Annotated in this window: 9 protein-coding genes; 8 read left to right on the forward strand and 1 reads right to left on the reverse strand. The window is 35.0% G+C overall.

Annotated elements, in window-relative coordinates:
* The first annotated feature begins 30 nt into the window (after positions 1–30).
* The 5 genes from HVS_RS04170 (at position 31) to ubiB (ending at position 10,613) form a co-directional block, all read left to right on the forward strand.
* The gene (locus HVS_RS04170) at positions 31–4,857 is read left to right on the forward strand and encodes a RecQ family ATP-dependent DNA helicase (RefSeq protein WP_101299536.1); all 4,827 of its coding nucleotides are present in this window, start codon (positions 31–33) and stop codon (positions 4,855–4,857) included.
* Between the two features lie 372 nt (positions 4,858–5,229).
* Positions 5,230–6,273, forward strand: a complete 1,044-nt coding sequence (locus HVS_RS04175; protein ID WP_101299539.1) for a nucleotidyltransferase family protein — start codon at positions 5,230–5,232, stop codon at positions 6,271–6,273.
* Positions 6,274–6,363: 90 nt separating this feature from the next.
* Positions 6,364–7,542 carry a glycosyltransferase family 4 protein gene (locus HVS_RS04180; protein WP_101299541.1) on the forward strand — a complete coding sequence of 393 codons (1,179 nt, stop codon included), beginning with the start codon at positions 6,364–6,366 and terminating at the stop codon, positions 7,540–7,542.
* 208 nt (positions 7,543–7,750) lie between these two features.
* The gene (locus HVS_RS04185; RefSeq protein WP_101299543.1) at positions 7,751–8,788 is read left to right on the forward strand and encodes a glycoside hydrolase family protein; all 1,038 of its coding nucleotides are present in this window, start codon (positions 7,751–7,753) and stop codon (positions 8,786–8,788) included.
* Between the two features lie 133 nt (positions 8,789–8,921).
* Positions 8,922–10,613 (forward strand): 2-polyprenylphenol 6-hydroxylase, encoded by a 1,692-nt coding sequence (ubiB, locus tag HVS_RS04190; protein WP_101299545.1) that lies wholly within the window; start codon positions 8,922–8,924, stop codon positions 10,611–10,613.
* A 91-nt stretch (positions 10,614–10,704) separates the two neighbouring features.
* Here the strand turns inward: ubiB and HVS_RS04195 are convergent, their stop codons facing one another.
* Entirely contained in the window at positions 10,705–12,165 is a 1,461-nt protein-coding gene (locus HVS_RS04195; RefSeq protein WP_101299547.1) for a glycoside hydrolase family 130 protein, read from the reverse strand.
* 699 nt (positions 12,166–12,864) lie between these two features.
* On the opposite strand from HVS_RS04195, the gene HVS_RS04200 reads away from it, so the two are divergent.
* From HVS_RS04200 to HVS_RS04210, 3 genes are all read left to right on the forward strand, one after another.
* Positions 12,865–13,875 carry a glycosyltransferase family 4 protein gene (locus HVS_RS04200; protein WP_101299549.1) on the forward strand — a complete coding sequence of 337 codons (1,011 nt, stop codon included), beginning with the start codon at positions 12,865–12,867 and terminating at the stop codon, positions 13,873–13,875.
* A gap of 159 nt (positions 13,876–14,034) precedes the next feature.
* Entirely contained in the window at positions 14,035–16,284 is a 2,250-nt protein-coding gene (gene helD / locus HVS_RS04205) for an RNA polymerase recycling motor HelD (RefSeq protein ID WP_101299552.1), read from the forward strand.
* Between the two features lie 216 nt (positions 16,285–16,500).
* The gene (locus tag HVS_RS04210) at positions 16,501–17,427 is read left to right on the forward strand and encodes a DnaJ C-terminal domain-containing protein (protein WP_101299554.1); all 927 of its coding nucleotides are present in this window, start codon (positions 16,501–16,503) and stop codon (positions 17,425–17,427) included.
* Positions 17,428–17,455 lie beyond the last annotated feature (28 nt).

Genomic DNA, 17,455 nt, shown 5'->3' on the forward strand with positions numbered 1-17,455 from the left:
TAAAAAAATTAAAATGTCAAACGGGATAATATGAGTTTAATTGTTTTTATTGATACAGAAATTCATCCAAAAAGCAGAAAGGTCATTGACACAGGGGGTATTAAGGAAGACGGCAGTCCTTTTCACTCTGGTTCTGTTACTGATTTTATTGACTTTATAAAGGATTCTGAATTTATCTGTGGTCACAATATTCTAAATCACGATTTAAAATATATTAAAGATGCACTGATAGGCAAAAAGACAGGTAATTTAAAGGTTATTGACACTGTTTTTCTTTCACCTCTGTTATTTCCGGCAAAACCTTACCACTCTTTACTAAAAGACGATAAGATTCAGACAGAGGAGATGAACAATCCCTTAAACGATGCAATAAAAGCAAGGGATCTTTTCTATGATGAAGTTGAAGCCTTTAAAAATATAGATGAAGAACTAAAACAAATATTTTATATTTTATTAAAAGACAAAAAGGAATTTAGCGCTTTTTTTGAATATATCAAATACAACAATAACGAAATAAATGCAGAAAAACTAATTGAAAATAAATTTAATGCACAAATATGTAAAAATGCCGATATTTCAAAAATAATTTCAGACCATCCCATAGAGCTTGCATACTGTCTGGCTTTGATAAATGCGGGAATAAAATATTCAATTACCCCTCCCTGGGTGTTAAAGCAGTTTCCTGAAACAAGAAAGGTTATGTTTCTTTTGAGGGACAACCCGTGCCTTAAGGGCTGCCCTTATTGTAATAAAGCCCATGATATTTACAAGGGATTAAAAAAATTTTTTGGATTTGATTCTTTTAGAAAATACGGAGGTGAGCCCTTGCAGGAAAAGGCTGTAAAGGCTGCCGTGGAAAACAAATCCCTTCTTGCTGTATTTCCCACCGGCGGGGGAAAATCCATTACATTTCAACTGCCTGCACTAATGAGCGGAGAAAATGTAAAAGGTCTAACGGTGGTTATATCCCCCTTGCAGTCTTTAATGAAAGACCAGGTGGACAACTTAGAAAGGAAGGGTATAACGGAGGCGGTAACTATAAACGGACTCCTTGACCCTATTGAGCGGGCAGTGTCCATTGAAAGGATTGAAAACGGCTCTGCTTCCATCCTTTACATTTCACCGGAGTCTTTGCGTTCAAAGACAATGGAACGGCTTCTTTTAGGCCGGAATGTTGTCAGGTTTGTTATAGATGAAGCCCACTGTTTTTCAGCCTGGGGACAGGACTTTAGGGTTGACTACCTTTACATTGGGGATTTTATAAAATCACTAATGGAAAAGAAAAATTTGCAAAAACCAATTCCCGTCTCCTGCTTTACTGCAACGGCAAGGCAGAGGGTGATTGAAGATATATGCAATTATTTTAAAGAAAAGCTTTCTCTTGAGTTGGAGGTTTTCAGGGCTGATGCTTCAAGAACCAACCTCCGCTACAAGGTACTTAATAAAAAGTCTGAAGAGGAAAAATACCAGTGTGTAAGGGAACTTCTTGAAGAAAAAAGATGCCCTACGATTATCTATGTTTCACGCACAAGACGAGCGTACCACCTGGCAGAACGGCTTACACAGGACGGTTATTGTGCAAAGCCTTACCACGGCAAAATGGACAAAAAGGAAAGAAGCCAAAATCAAGAAGAATTTATAAAGGGTCAGGTTCAGATTATAGTGGCTACATCTGCCTTTGGAATGGGAGTCGATAAAAAGGATGTAGGAATGGTTATCCACTATGAAATTTCAAGTTCACTGGAAGACTACGTACAGGAAGCCGGAAGGGCAGGCAGGGATGAGAATATAACAGCCGACTGCTATGTGCTTTTCGATGAAGAGGATTTAGACAAGCACTTTATACTGTTAAACCAAACAAAGGTCAGTATAAAAGAAATCCAGCAGGTGTGGAAAGCCATAAAAGACATAACAAAATTCCGGTTAAAAGTTTCCCAGTCTGCACTGGAAATTGCAAGGAAAGCCGGATGGGATGACGGTATTGAGGGAATAGAAACAAGGGTAAAGACCGCCATTGCAGCCTTAGAGGATGCAGGTTATATAAAAAGAGGGCAGAACATGCCAAGGGTGTATGCCAACAGCATTCTTGCAAGAAATGCATGTGAGGCGATTTCTAAAATAAACAGGTCTGACAAATTCAATAAAAAACAAAAAGAAAAGGCAGTTAGAATTATAAGAAAGCTTATTTCTAATAAATACACCAAAGAACCAGGTGATGAAGAAGCAGAATCAAGGATTGACTATATAGCAGACCATTTAGGACTTGAAAAAAGAGAAGTGGTGGAGATTGTAGAATTACTTAAAGAAGAAAATATTTTGGCGGATTTAAAAGATTTAAAGATTTATATGAAGGAAGGCGCAAATGAAAAACGTGCATTACGCATATTAAAAACCTTTTTGCGTATTGAAAAATTTTTATTGTCAAATTTGGAGTACGGGGAAAAAGTTTACAACATTAAAGAGCTAAATGAACAGGCAGAAGAGGAAGGAATTGAAAACATTAGTTCTGAAAGCATAAAAACCATCATAAATTTTTGGAAAATCAAAGGCTGGATAAAAAGCCAGGTACTTAGCCACTCTAAAGATCTAATGGTGATTTACTGCAATTCCAAAATAGAAGACTTAAAAGAAAAGCTTTCAAAAAGATATGAATTGTCCCAATTTATTTTAGAATATCTTTATGATAAAAAGAGTAAAGATAAAAAGAAGGAGGAAAATGATAAAAATACGGAGGTAGTAAATTTTTCGGTTTTTGAATTAAAAAGGGCTTTTCAAAACAGGATAACTCTTTTTAAAACTGAAATAACCACTGAGGACGTAGAAGATGCTATTTTTTACTTGTCCAAAATAGAGATTTTGTTAATTGAGGGAGGATTTTTGGTTTTATACAATCCCATGGAAATAGAGCGTATAGAAAAAGACAATAAAAAGAGATACAGGCTGGAACACTACGAAAAACTAAGGGAATACTATGAAAATAAAGTGCAGCAAATCCACATAGTAGGGGAATATGCAAAGAAAATGATAGAGGACTACAAAGAAGCCCTTCAATTTGTGGATGATTATTTTAAACTTAATTACAGTTCTTTTTTAAATAAATATTTTAAAGGAGGCAGACAAAACGAAATTAAAAGAAATATTACCCCGGAAAAGTTTAGACAGATTTTTGGGGAGCTTTCCCCGTCACAGTTGAAAATTATAAATGACAAAGAGTCTGAGTGCATTGTTGTGGCGGCAGGGCCAGGTAGCGGGAAGACGAGGATTTTGGTTCATAAATTAGCTTCCCTTCTTCTTATGGAAGATGTGAAGCATGAACAGCTGTTGATGCTCACCTTTTCCAGGTCTTCAGCCACCGAATTTAAAAAACGCTTGTTGGGGCTTATTGGGAATGCCGCAAATTTTGTTGATATAAAAACTTTTCACTCCTACTCCTTTGATTTGTTGGGGAGGGTGGGGACTTTGGAGAAGTCGGACAGAATAGTAAGGGAAGCGGTGGAAAAAATTAAAAAGGGAGAAGTTGAAAGAAGGAAAATAACAAAGACGGTTTTGGTAATTGATGAAGCCCAGGACATGGACGGGGATGAATTTGCCCTTATAAATGCCCTGATGGAACACAATGAAAATATGCGGGTAATTGCAGTGGGGGATGATGACCAGAATATTTATGAATTCAGGGGTTCCAGCTCAAAGTATATGGAATATTTGATAAAAAGAAAAGGAGCAAAAGTCTACGAACTTTTAGAAAATTTCAGGAGCAAAAGAAATTTAGTTGATTTTACAAACCAGTTTGTAAAAAGAATATCTTACAGGCTAAAAAGCACCCCTATTGTTCCTTTTCAAAATGACAACGGGAAAATAAAACTGGTGGAATATAAAAGTTCCAATCTTATCACGCCTTTGGTGGCAGATATACTGTCTGAAGACCTTTCAGGTTCCACCTGTGTACTTACCAGAACCAATGATGAGGCGCTGCAGATTACGGCACTGCTTCTGAAAAACGGGATGGAGGCAAAATTAATACAGTCAAATGAAGGGTTTGGCATACAAAATCTTTTGGAGGTAAGTTTCTTTTTAAATCAGCTAAAACTTGATGATTCTTACATGATAAGTGAGGAAGTCTGGGAAAAAGCAAAGGGGAATCTGAAAGAAACCTATGCTAAAAGTCCCAATTATGAAATTTGCGCTAATCTTATAAAGGATTTTGAATGTGTAAATAACAAAAATAAATACAAAACAGATTTGGAAGTTTTCATCCGGGAGTCAAAGCTTGAAGATTTTTATAGGGGAAGGGCAGAAACAATTTTGGTATCAACTTTTCACAGGGCAAAGGGAAGGGAGTTTGACAATGTGTACTTGATGCTGGACAGATTTAATATAAGGTCTGATGAGGATTTGAGACTTCTCTACGTTGCTATGACAAGGGCAAAAGAGAATTTGACAATTCACCACAACGGGGATTATTTTAAATATATTAAGGCGGAAAAAATGGAAGTAATAAAAGATGAGAATACATATTTTCCGCCGGATGAATTGGTGGTACAGCCGGGATTTAAGGATGTTTGGCTGGACTTTTTTATACACTCCCAAAACCTGATTTTTAATCTTAATACCGGGGACGAACTTATAGTGGACGGTGATTATTGCTGCAATTTAAAGGGACAAAAAATTTTATGTTTTTCAAAACAGTTTAAAAATAAAATCCGGTCTATAAATGAAGCGGGCTATGTGCCCTGCGGTGCAAAGATTAAATTTATCGTTTACTGGCAAAGGGAAGATTCAGATTATAAAATACGTATAGTGCTTCCTGAAATACGTTTTACTTTTAACCCTATTGACAAAAAGGAAAATATCACATAAAATAGTATTAGCACTCAGAGGAAGTGAGTGCTAAAGCAAGTGTCTATAATATAAATGCATCGTTTATTTAACCGCATGTATTTATTTATTCTAAAGTACTCTTTTTAATGCTGTTTTTTTTTAGTACAATCACTTGTAAAAAGATATTTTTGTTTTTTAAATGCAGTGCCTATTTTCATATTTCTGTATTGCTTTTAGGCTTTGATTTTATTATTAAAGCTTTAAAGGTGTGTCTATTAGCCAATTGCAAATAAATAACAGGTTCACCGCTAATGAATAGTATATAGAATTACTACTGAAATGGGCAATAAACATGAACACCATTAGATTTAATATATGCACTATAAATAAAAGCACTTAGGAGGGATAGCAATGAAAGCATTATTTTTAGCAGGTGGGAAAGGTACCAGGCTAAGACCCATTACAAATGAATTGCCAAAGCCTATGGTACCAGTTGTTGGAAAACCTCTGTTGGAAAGGAATATAGAAAGACTAAAAGAACATGGTGTAGATGAAGTGGTACTTAGTACATGCTATAAGCCTTATAAAATTGAAAAATATTTTGGCAACGGGGAGAAGCTGGGAATAAAAATAAACTACATATCAGAGGACATACCTTTAGGGACAGCCGGCGCAATAAAAAATGCGGAAGAGTTTTTTGATGACACCTTTATTGTTTTTAATGCAGATATATTAAGCGATATAAATATTTCAGACATGATTAGATGGCACAAGGAAAAGGGTGCTTTTGCTACCATAGCAACAACGGAAGTGGACGATCCATCAGCGTACGGGGTTATTGAATATGATGAAAAAGGGTTTGTTACTGCTTTTAAGGAAAAGCCAAAGCCTCATGAGACAGACTCAAATCTTATAAATGCGGGTATTTATATATTTGAGCCGGAATTATTCAATGAAATACCTTCAGGCAGAACGGTTTCAATAGAGCGGGAAACGTATCCTCAGCTTCTTGAAAAAGGGAAAAAAATAGCGGTGTATAATAAGTGTTCATATTGGTTAGACCTTGGAACGCCTGATAAATATATAAAGGCTCATAAGGACATACTAAACGGGGATTTTAAAATGTTAAATCATGACTTTAAGAAAAGCCCTCAGTATATAAGCAGTACTGCTAAAATACATCAAAATGCAAAAATTGTAGGGCCGTGTTATATTGGTGAGAATGTTGAGATTGGTGCCCATGCTGTAGTGGGACCTGATACATTTTTAGGTGACAATTCACGTGTGGGCGCTAGTTCAAAGATTATAGGAAGTGTAATTTGGGACAATGCAAGGGTGGAAAAAGGAGCTTTAATTGCCAATTCAGTTATAATGTCAAATTGCAAAGTTGATATGAATACTGAAGAGCGCAATGTAATACTAACTGAAGGTGTTTGCCACCCGATTGCGGTATAAATTGCAGGATAGGACCCTTAAGACAGGGTCTTTCCCCAGTCTTAAATTAAAAAATACAATTAACTGAAGAACAATAAGGAGGTATAAGATATGACATTAAACAGAATAAGAAACGTGGCATTTTTGAGCACATATCCTTCAAGGGAGTGTGGACTGGCAACATTTACACAGGACTTGGTCAGGGCTTTAGACGATGTGGATCTGATAGACAGCCCTAAAGTAATTGCGGTAAGTGATAGTGATGAGTATCAATATAGTGATAGAGTGATAATGGAAATTTCACAGTATGACAGGAATAGTTATATTAAAGCAGCAAAGCAAATAAACAAATCCGATATAGAATTGGTTGTAATAGAGCATGAGTATGGAATTTTTGGTGGGGAAGCGGGAGAGTATATTTTAGACTTTGCAAAGAATTTAGAAATACCTTTTGTTACAACCCTTCACACAGTGCTTCCATGTCCGGGAGAAAAGGAAAGGGAAGTGTTAAGAGAGCTTGGTAAAAGAAGTGCAAAAGTTGTTACCATGGCTAAAAACACAAAGCCTCTTTTAAAAGATGTTTATGAAATGGATTTGTCCAAGGTAGAGGTTATTCACCATGGAGTTCCCTACAGGATTTTGGAGTCCCGGGAAAAGCTTAAAGAAAAACACGGTTTTTCAGGTAAAAATGTAATAAGTACTTTTGGACTTTTAAGCCCTGGGAAAGGACTTGAATACGGAATAGAAGCAGTTGCTAAAGTTGTAAAAGAGCACAAGGATATGGTGTATCTCATTTTAGGCCAGACACATCCTGCTATTAAAAAGAGATCAGGTGAAGAATACAGGGAAAAGCTTATTGCCAAAGTTAACGAACTAGGAATCGGGGATCATGTTATATTTGTTGATAAATACCTTACAAAGGATGAAATCATCCAATACTTAAGAATGTCAGACATATATATGACACCGTATTTAGGCAAAGACCAGGCAGTAAGCGGTACCCTTGCTTATGCTGTGGGATATGGCAGGGTAATAGTTTCAACCCCGTATAGATATGCAGAAGAAATGCTGTCAGAAGGCCGCGGTCTTTTAGCAGAGTTTAGGAACTCTGATTCTTTAGCTGAAAAGTTGAAATATGTTATTGAAAATCCTGAAGAGAAAAAAGAAATGGAAAACAAGACCCTAAGTCTTGGCAGGACAATGATGTGGGAAGATATTGCTAGGCAATATGCTAAAATGTTCATTAAAACGGTTGAAGAAGTAAGGCTGAAAGACAGTGTAGTGGTGTAAACAGTAAAGCGGCGTAAAATAGTATAGTGGTGTAAGCAATAAAGTGATGTAAACAGTAGAGCAGCGTAAAATAGTGTAGTGGCGTAAAAGTATATATAGTGGTGTAAATATAGTAAAGTGGTGTAATAAAAGTGCCGTGATAAGCTAAAAGGCAGCACAATTTAGCAAAGAAGCAATACAATAAAAAATAGCAAAAGGTGATACAGTAATGGAGAATACATTACCAGGTAAAGAAGAAAATAAAGAGATAAATGACCATTTTATTTTCCTCTTAACTGATGATACAGGTATATTTCAACATTCAAAATACGGGGTGCCCGACCCTAGATACGGATATACAACTGATGACAATGCCCGTGCCTTAATTATGGCAGTTATGCTGTATGAAAGGTACGGGGAGAAAAAGTATTTCGATTTAATACACAGATATTCTTCTTTCATGCTAAATGCTTTAAATGAAAGAGGAAGATTTAGAAACTTTATGAGCTATGACAGGAAATGGCTTGAAGAAGAGGGGTCAGAAGACAGCTATGGAAGGTCACTTTGGGCTTTAGGTTATGCCATTTCCAACCAGCACATCCCTTCAGGAGTAAAGGGGGCTTTAAGGTATATATTTAAAAAAGCCCTGCCCAACGTTACATCTCTGCAGCACCTAAGGGCTAAAGCCTATTCCATTATAGGAATGGAGTATTCAGGTGATGCTTCTTTAAAGGAATATATTTTGAAACTGGCAGAAGAACTTAGTGACAGCTACTATAAAAGCAGAAGCAGTGACTGGAAATGGTTTGAAGATTGTATAACTTACAGCAACAGTGTATTGCCCTGGTCACTTTTTAAAGCATACAAAGTTACAGGTAATAAAGAGTTTTTAGAAGTTGCAGAAGAAAGCCTTGGATTTTTAGAAAGTGTAACTTTTAAAGACGGTTTATTTAAGCCTGTAGGATGTAGCGGGTGGTTCATGAAGGGCAAAGAGCCTGCTAAATTTGATGAGCAGCCTGTCGAAGCCTGTGAAACTGTTTTAACATATTTAGAAGGTTATAATATTACAGGCAATGTAAGGTACAAAGATCAGGCAAAAAGGTGTCACAAATGGTATGAAGGTGAAAATATTAAAGGCATAAGCCTGATAGATACTGAAACAGGCGGATGTTTTGACGGTCTTACAGAGGATGGGTATAACCGGAATAAAGGTTCTGAAAGCCTCATTTCTTACTATATTTCCTATCTTAGCACTGTAGACATATAGCAGTATTTGTTATAAAATAAAAGATTAGTGTTGATAAATGTTCTAGCTAAAACTAAATATTTAGTTTTAGCTAGACATTTCACTTTTTAATATAAAAAATAATACGGGCTTTCAAGGAACAAGGAATGATATTATGTTAAACAGGAAAATCAGTATAACAAGATACAGACAGATAATCACAGTGCTGACAAAGCACGGTTTTGGTCTGCTATTAGACCAGCTTGGAATTTTTAAATATTTAAAAATGAAAAAATTAAATTCAGAAGATGCGAGAAGTGATAAGGTCAAGCTTTCTACAGGGGAGAGGCTCCGCTTGTCATTAGAAGAGCTTGGACCTACATTTATTAAGCTAGGACAGGTATTGAGCACAAGGCCGGATATTTTGCCGGCAGATATTGTAGAAGAGCTGAAGAAGCTTCAGGATTCAGTTCCTTCAATTTCCTTTGATGAAGTAAAAAAAGTAATAGAAGAAGAGTTTAAAGAAGAGCTGAAAAATATCTACAAAGAATTTGAAGAAGAACCGATAGCAGCAGCTTCCATATCCCAGGTACACCGGGCAAGGCTTATTACAGGTCAAGAAGTTGCTGTTAAAGTACAAAGACCTGAAATAGAAAAAATAATAAAGCAGGATATAAATATTCTAAAAGACTTGGCAAGTTTTGTGGACAACCATACCAAGTACGGCAAAACCTACAGCTTTAAGGAAATGGTTTTAGAGCTGGAAGGAGTAATTAAAAATGAATTGGATTTTACTAAAGAAGCAGAAAATTTAGACAGGTTTAAAGAGAATTTTGCTAAGGATGAAGGTGTTATTGTGCCAAATGTGAAGTGGGTTTACACCAAAAAACGTGTTCTTACTATGGAGTATGTGGAAGGTATTAAAATAGATGACCATGAGAAACTGGACAAGGCCGGTTTAGACAGGAATGAAATTGCAGAAAGGCTTGCAACTTCTATCTGCAATCAAATATTAAGGGATGGTTTTTTTCATGCAGACCCACACCCGGGGAATATACGGATTTTACCTGATGGTACCATAATTTTCTTAGACTTAGGAATGGTTGGTACTTTAAGTGAGTCCAGAAAAAATATGATATTAAAATTTTTCATAGGGGTTACCTCTAGAAACAGCAAGTTAGTTGTTAAGTCAATAGTTGATATGGGGGCAATACAAAATAAAAGTAATTTAAAAATGTTTGAAAAAGATGTGGATGAAATTATAGATAAATACCTGACAATGCCTCTAAAGGAAATAAAAATTGATGAAGCGGTTTATGAGATTTTTAATATAGCACATTCAAACCAAATTAGAATCCCAAGGGAATTTGCACTTTTAGCAAAGACATTAGGCACACTTCAAGGGGTACTTGAAAAACTGTCCCCGGATATTAACCCTGCTATAATTATTAAGCCAGTTGCAAAAAGGCTTATTTATAAATCTTTTACCTTAGAGAGAATAAGCAGGGATATAAGAAAGAATTTATGGAATTACAGGGAGCTGCTGTCTGAGCTTCCCTCTGCAATGCTAAATTTTTTAATGAAGATGGAAAATGAAAATTTTACTCTTCAGCTGGAGCTTAAAGAAATAGGGGAGATACAAAAAAGGTTTGAAAGAGCGTTAAACAGGATGTCCTTTAGTCTGGTTTTGCTTTCCATAAGTATTATAATTGCCGGGATTATAATAGGTTCAAGTTTAAGTGCTACAGCGGGAGTAGGAAGTGAGACATCCTTTTTAAATGTTGTAATATTAAGAGTGAGTTTGGCGGTGGCGTCAATTATAGTTATTGTAATGGCGATTTCAATGTTAAAGTCAAAAAATCCTTAAAGGATGAAAAAAACTATGAAATATTCACGGAACATATAAAACCCCAGGGGAATATTCTCACCTGGGGTTTTTACCACTTAGAATATCTAATTTATTTTAACATTTTAAAATTATCAAAGAGTTCTTTTACAGGTACAGATGCAAAACCTGAATTGGTGTCAGACATTGCATAAGGTATAATTAAGTGGTCATTATGAAGGAGAGCTCCGCAGGAGTATACCACATTTGGCACATACCCTTCACGTTCCTCCTCTGTCGGGGTCAAAAGAGGCTCCTCAAGAACACCGATTACCTTTGAAGGATCTTCTAAATCAAGTAAAATTGCACCGATGCAGTACTGACGCATAGGTCCTACCCCGTGGGTGAGCAAAATCCAGCCTTCATCTGTTTCGATAGGAGAACCACAATTGCCAATCTGCATTATTTCCCATGGAAACTCAGGTTTTTTCAAAAGCTTGTGTTCATTCCAAAAATGTATATTGTCAGACTCCATTATAAACAACTGTTCTCCGTCTATCCTGGATATCATCATATACTTGCCGTTTACCTTTCGTGGGAACAAAGCCATGCCTTTGTCTTTTACTGACTTTCCGTTTAATGTTATCATTTTAAAAGAAAGAAAATCTTTAGTTTCAAGTAATTGAGGCAAAATACTCTTACCATTGTATGCGGTATAAGTTGCATAATAGGTAACGCTTCCATTGTCATCTACAAATTTTACAAACCTTGCATCTTCAATCCCGTTGCTTTCATTACTTGACACAGGTACAATTACTCTTTCTGATAATTTTTGATCAAAACTGAATTGTATTTCATAATTTGACTCTGCCAGCCATTTTATATCACTGATTGTCTTTTCAAATGCAGAAGTCAAAGAAACTTCACGTTTTTGTATAAGATTTATTGACGCTAAAAGTTCTGATAGTGTAAAACTATCACCCAGGTATGAAAAGACCTCATTTACATGGTAATCCATGCAATTCATTTCCTTAAGCTTCATTAAAAAAGTGTGTTTGTCATAAGTAGGGTTTTTCAAAACCTTAGGTGTTTCAGCAAATCTGCTTACTTCATCAAGTTTTATGGATAGATTTTCGTCAATTACACCGCTTCTAAATTCAATAGAAGAAATATGATTTTCGCCCGTGGAGCGGAAACTTAATATAAATCTCAAAGAGCCGTCAGGCAATCCATGCTGGTTAAAATGCGGTACAATGGATGGGTTAAAAAAAGCAGCAGCCTGTATTGAATATTCATTTGTGAAAGATGCTCCGATAAGTGCCCTTCTAGAATCACTTAAATGAACGCCTTCCGGTATTAAATGCTTTATGGCATTGAAATTTCTATCAAAAATACGCCATATATTTTTATGTCTGTGGGAGAAATTTTCTATAACTTTGTCAAGAATTGACTGCACTTCACTTTCAGAAAAGGACATGATTCTGTTTAGGACGTTTTTTACTCTTTCATCTTCTCTGGGGCGGTATAGTTTGGCGATAACTCTGCTCTTATCTAGGAAGAATTTGGGTTGCATACGGTTAACGTTTACTGCCATATGAACTCTCCTTTACATAAATACATCTCTATGTTCATTATACAATATTTTTTCCGGATAATAAATACTAATTTCAATATATGATATTATTAATAATAAAAAAAATGTGCCATTCCATGAACTTTCCGCACATAATTGTATAGATACTACAAGTTTAAAAAAATTCCTGCAAATTTATGAAAGATATAAAAATAAAATTTTGTCACAGGAAAGATTAAAAAAACACGCAATTACATGGAGTGGAGGTGGCAGATAATACTTGAAGATGATGAAGGAAAAGTGATAAACTATTTAAAGAGGTTAGTTCTTGTAATTTTATGATATATTAAGGTGTTCAGTTATTATTTAAGTTTTCAAAAAATTAAAAATAAATTTACTGGATGGCATGAGGTTGACATGTTGTATATTATACTATTTATACTGTTATTACCATTTGCTATACTTTTAGAATGTGCATGCCGGTCCTAAGACATACGGGTAAAAAAAACAGCTGCTGGAACGGAAACAGCTAATAGGAAGGAATGGCGGCCGGTGTTGAATTGTCAATATGGAACAATTAAATATATGTAGAAGCTTTAGTTTTTCACTATACATATTTCACTATACAATACATGCAAAATATTATAAAATAAAATGATAAGCGTCTGTGTAATAGGAGTGGTTTTACAGCAATAATCACAGTAGAAAGGGGTTTTAGATATGAAAGTAGCAATATTATCACCTATTGCATGGAGGACACCTCCAAGGCACTACGGACCGTGGGAAAGGGTTGTGTCCCTTTTGACGGAAGGACTGGTAAAGGAAAATATTGATGTAACCCTTTATGCAACAAAGGATTCAGTAACAAAGGCAAAGCTAAGGGGAATTTGTGAAAGACCCTATGAAGAGGACAAAAGTATAGACCCTAAAGTGTGGGAATGCCTTCACATATCTGAAATTATGGAACAGGCAGACGAGTTTGATATAATTCACAATAATTTTGATTTTTTGCCCTTAACCTACAGCGGGCTTATAAAAACACCTATGGTTACAACCATTCACGGGTTTTCATCACCTAAAATTTTGCCTGTATACAAAAAGTACAACAAGAAAACCTATTACGTTTCCATTAGTGATGCTGACAGAAGCTCTGAACTTGACTATATAAGAACTGTATATCACGGTATTGACATTAATAACTTCACATTGAAAGAGGAAGAGGGGAAATACCTTCTTTTCTTTGGAAGAATTCACCATGACAAAGGAGCTAAAGAAGCAATAGAAATAGCAAAAAAAGCAGGGATGAAACTTATTATCGCCGGCATTATCCAGGATGAAAAATATTATGAAGAATTTGTTAAACCTCATTTAGGAGATGATATTGAGTACATAGGATCTGTAGGACCTGAAAAAAGAGATGAGATTTTAGGAAATGCATATGCACTCCTTCATCCAATTAATTTCAACGAACCTTTTGGTTTAAGCGTTGTTGAATCAATGGCCTGCGGAACTCCTGTATTGGCATTTAACAAAGGTTCCATGCCAGAATTAATTCAAAACGGTGTAAACGGGTTTATATCAGAAAGTATTGATGAAATGTGTGAACAGATAAAAGATGTAAAAAAGATATCCAGAAAAGAGTGCCGCAAGACTGTAGTAGAAAGATTTAGTCAAGAAAAAATGGTAAAGGAATATATTAAAGTTTACGAAGAAATATTAAATACTAGATAAAAATTAAAATACAGTACAAAAATATAAAGCAAAAATATAAAATAAAATATAAAATAAAGATACGAGATAAAAATAATAAGATAGAAATACAAGATAAGCATTTTAGTAGGTGTTTAAAAGGACTTTGGAAGGATTATTTTTCATTGCAAGGAGGAAATTATGCAGATAAGTGAAAGGGACTGGGTATATGAGAAGCAGAGGCTTGAAAAAATATATAAAATAATTGAGGCAAATATAGAAGTAATGGATAAATACTTAGAAAGCTTCAAAGGAAAATTAATTGCTACAAATAAGATGATGTGGGAAGACACTGCACATTTCACAGATGACTTTGACAGGCTGGTTGAAACAAAGCAGTATTTGGATATATTAAAGAATTTTAGTGAAAAGCGGGAGTTTTTTAACAGGAGAAAGGCTCAACTGGAAAAACTCCAAAAGTCTCCTTACTTTGCAAGGGTGGATTTTTTAGAAAAAGACCACAGGGAAGCTGAGGAGGTTTATATAGGAATTTCTACTCTCTTTTACAAGGATGACATACTCATTTACGACTGGAGGGCACCTATTTGCAGCATTTTCTATGAATATGAAATTGGAAATGCCAGCTATAAATGTCCGGACGGGATAATTGAAGGTGAAATACTTTTAAAGCGACAATTTAAAATATATAAAGACAAAATTGAATACATGTTTAATACCGATGTAAAAATAGATGATGACATACTTCAGGAAATCCTAAGTAAAAATGTGGACAACAAAATGAGGACAATTGTAAGCACCATTCAAAAAGAACAGAACAGGGTAATTAGAAATGAAGAAAGCCCTATTTTAGTTGTTCAAGGACCTGCGGGGAGTGGCAAAACATCAGTTGCACTCCACCGGGCGGCTTATCTTTTATATAGATTCAGGGACACAATAACTGCTAAAAATATAATTATTTTTTCACCCAACAAGATATTCAGCAGTTATATTTCCAATGTATTACCTGAATTAGGAGAAGAAAATATAAAGCAGACTTCTTTTATGGATTTTGCCGCAAAATTTTTTAGCAGTGATATGAAATTAGAGAGTTTTAATTCCCAACTGGAAAAACTTCTTTGCTTCAGGGATGAAAAGAAGGCAAAGGAGATACAGTTTAAATCAGGGAAAGAATTTGTGGATTTAATGGATAATTATATTGATTATTTACAAAACAAAAAAATGCAATTCCCTGATATAGTTTATAAGGGTGAGACCATTGTAAATTCAGAGGAGATATCCAATCTCTATAATGACAGCTATAAATCATACCCCTATGGAGAACGCCTGAAGTTAATCCGTCAAAGGCTGTTTACAATGCTGGAAAAGTATAATGACAGAACCATAAGGGAATTGGCTCAAAAACTTGAAAATGACCCTGAGCATGTTGGTTTATCTTCCGGTGAAATAAGATATATGGCAAGAACAATTGTAAAAAATGAAACTGAAGAATTAAAATCAAAAATAATTGAATTTACAAGGTACCGCTCCATTGATTTATACAAGATGCTTTTTGAAAATGATGAGGTATTTAGCAAAGTATCTAAGGGCATTTCTTTGCCTTCAGAAATAGATTATATAAGAAAAAGTACAGTAAACAGGCTGAATAATAACATAGTTTCCTATGAAGACATCGCACCTGTTATATACTTAGAATACTTTTCTCAAGTAGTAAGAAAAAGTCATGCAATAAAACATGTAATTATAGACGAAGCTCAGGACTACTCACCTATACAGTATAAAGTGCTTTTTAAATGTTTTGAAAAAAGCAATATTACCATTTTAGGTGATTTAAATCAAACAATTCATCCCTACTATAATGTGGGTACTTTTGGAGAAATAACAGGGGAAAAAGAACCGCCTTTTATAGTGAATTTAGACAAAAGCTACAGGTCTACAAAGGAAATTTCAGATTTTTCCCAAAATATTCTTTTTAAAGAAAAAGTTTATGAGGTGGTGTCCAGACCAGGGGAAAAACCAATTTTAATAAAGTGTGAAGACAAAAATGAGCTTATTGATAAAATTATAGCCCATGTAAAGGACTACGAAGAAAAGGGTATCAAATCAATAGCAATTGTGTGTAAAACGTATGCAGAGTGCAAAGAAGCATACAGCATGTTAAAGGGACGTATTGATGTAAATATTGTGGGAAATGAGGACAGTGAATTTCCGGAGGGCACAATTATAATTCCAAGCTATCTTATAAAGGGGTTAGAGTACGACGCTGTACTTGTCTACAATGCAAATTATGAAAATTACTACTTAGGGGAGGACAGAAAACTGTTTTATACAATATGTACCCGTGCGCTGCACCATTTAAGGATATATTTTGTTGGAGAGCCATTTTCCTACTTGAAAGATATAAGAAAGGATTTTTATTCCATTGAGAAATAGATTTTCTATTTATAAAATAATTTTTTCTGTGTATTTCTAATATATGTTTCTTTAAAAATAAGTTTTTTATTGATTTTTTTGAAAATTTCTAGTATTATATATTTAAGATCAGAGAAAGTCAAAGTCAAACTTTCTGTTTTTTAATGATTCGGTGTTGTATTTTAAAGGATTTATGGTAAATTAAGCATATTGATTACAGGAAAAGGAGGGAAATAAATGGAGTATAAAGATTACTACAAAATTTTGGGCGTTGATAAAAATGCTACACAGGATGAGATAAAAAAGGCATATAGAAAACTTGCTAAAAAGTACCATCCGGATGTAAATAAAAATAATAAGGAAGCTGAAAGGAAATTTAAAGAGGTAAATGAAGCATATGAAGTTTTGGGTGATGAAGAAAAAAGAAAAAAATATGATACTTTTGGAAGCCATTATAATTTCCAGGATGGATATGATTTTGATCCCTCCCAGTTTGGTTTCGGGAATGTGAGATATGAGTACAGAACAACGGGGGACAGCCAGGGCTACAGCGATTTTTTCAATATGTTTTTTGGTAGGGACAGTGGATTTGATTTTAGCAGCTTTTTTAGCGAATTCAGAGGTGCCGGGCGTTATTCCAGAAAAGGAGAAGATGTAGAAGTTCAAATAGAGATATCACTGGAGGAAGGTTACAAGGGAGTTGAAAAAAGGCTGAATTTAAGAAGTGTAAAAGGTGAGAAAAAGATAACTTTCAAAGTGCCCAAGGGTGTAAAAGATGGTGAGAAGATACGCCTTAAGGGTCAGGGAAGGGAAGGAACTGGCGGAGGTCCAAACGGAGATTTGATTTTGTCAGTGAAAATAAAGCAGGAAGGTAATTATACATTAGAGGGAAATGATATTACAACCACATTAGATATACTGCCCTGGACTGCTGCATTAGGCGGTAAAGCGGATGTAGATACATTAGATGGCAGGATAAAAATAAAAATTCCTGAGGGGATACAGTCGGACAGTAAAATAAGGGTGGCTGGAAAGGGATACATTGACAAAAACGGTAAAAGAGGGGATTTATATATAAAAATCCGTATAGTTAACCCAAAAATAATAACTGCTGAAATGAAAAAACTCTTCAAAGAATTGGACAGAATAAGTAATAAAGTTTAAATAAGTATTAAAGTAGAGATAAGCAGCA

Source organism: Acetivibrio saccincola, assembly GCF_002844395.1.
GTDB classification, from domain to species: domain Bacteria; phylum Bacillota; class Clostridia; order Acetivibrionales; family Acetivibrionaceae; genus Herbivorax; species Herbivorax saccincola.

Bases quoted from the DNA above. Each gene is read 5' to 3' on its own strand.
- HVS_RS04200 (WP_101299549.1), top strand. From the start codon at position 12,865: ATGAAAGTAGCAATATTATCACCTATTGCATGGAGGACACCTCCAAGG.
- helD (WP_101299552.1), top strand. From the start codon at position 14,035: ATGCAGATAAGTGAAAGGGACTGGGTATATGAGAAGCAGAGGCTTGAA.
- HVS_RS04185 (WP_101299543.1), top strand. From the start codon at position 7,751: ATGGAGAATACATTACCAGGTAAAGAAGAAAATAAAGAGATAAATGAC.
- HVS_RS04210 (WP_101299554.1), top strand. From the start codon at position 16,501: ATGGAGTATAAAGATTACTACAAAATTTTGGGCGTTGATAAAAATGCT.
- HVS_RS04170 (WP_101299536.1), top strand. From the start codon at position 31: ATGAGTTTAATTGTTTTTATTGATACAGAAATTCATCCAAAAAGCAGA.
- HVS_RS04195 (WP_101299547.1), bottom strand. From the start codon at position 12,165: ATGGCAGTAAACGTTAACCGTATGCAACCCAAATTCTTCCTAGATAAG.
- HVS_RS04180 (WP_101299541.1), top strand. From the start codon at position 6,364: ATGACATTAAACAGAATAAGAAACGTGGCATTTTTGAGCACATATCCT.
- ubiB (WP_101299545.1), top strand. From the start codon at position 8,922: ATGTTAAACAGGAAAATCAGTATAACAAGATACAGACAGATAATCACA.
- HVS_RS04175 (WP_101299539.1), top strand. From the start codon at position 5,230: ATGAAAGCATTATTTTTAGCAGGTGGGAAAGGTACCAGGCTAAGACCC.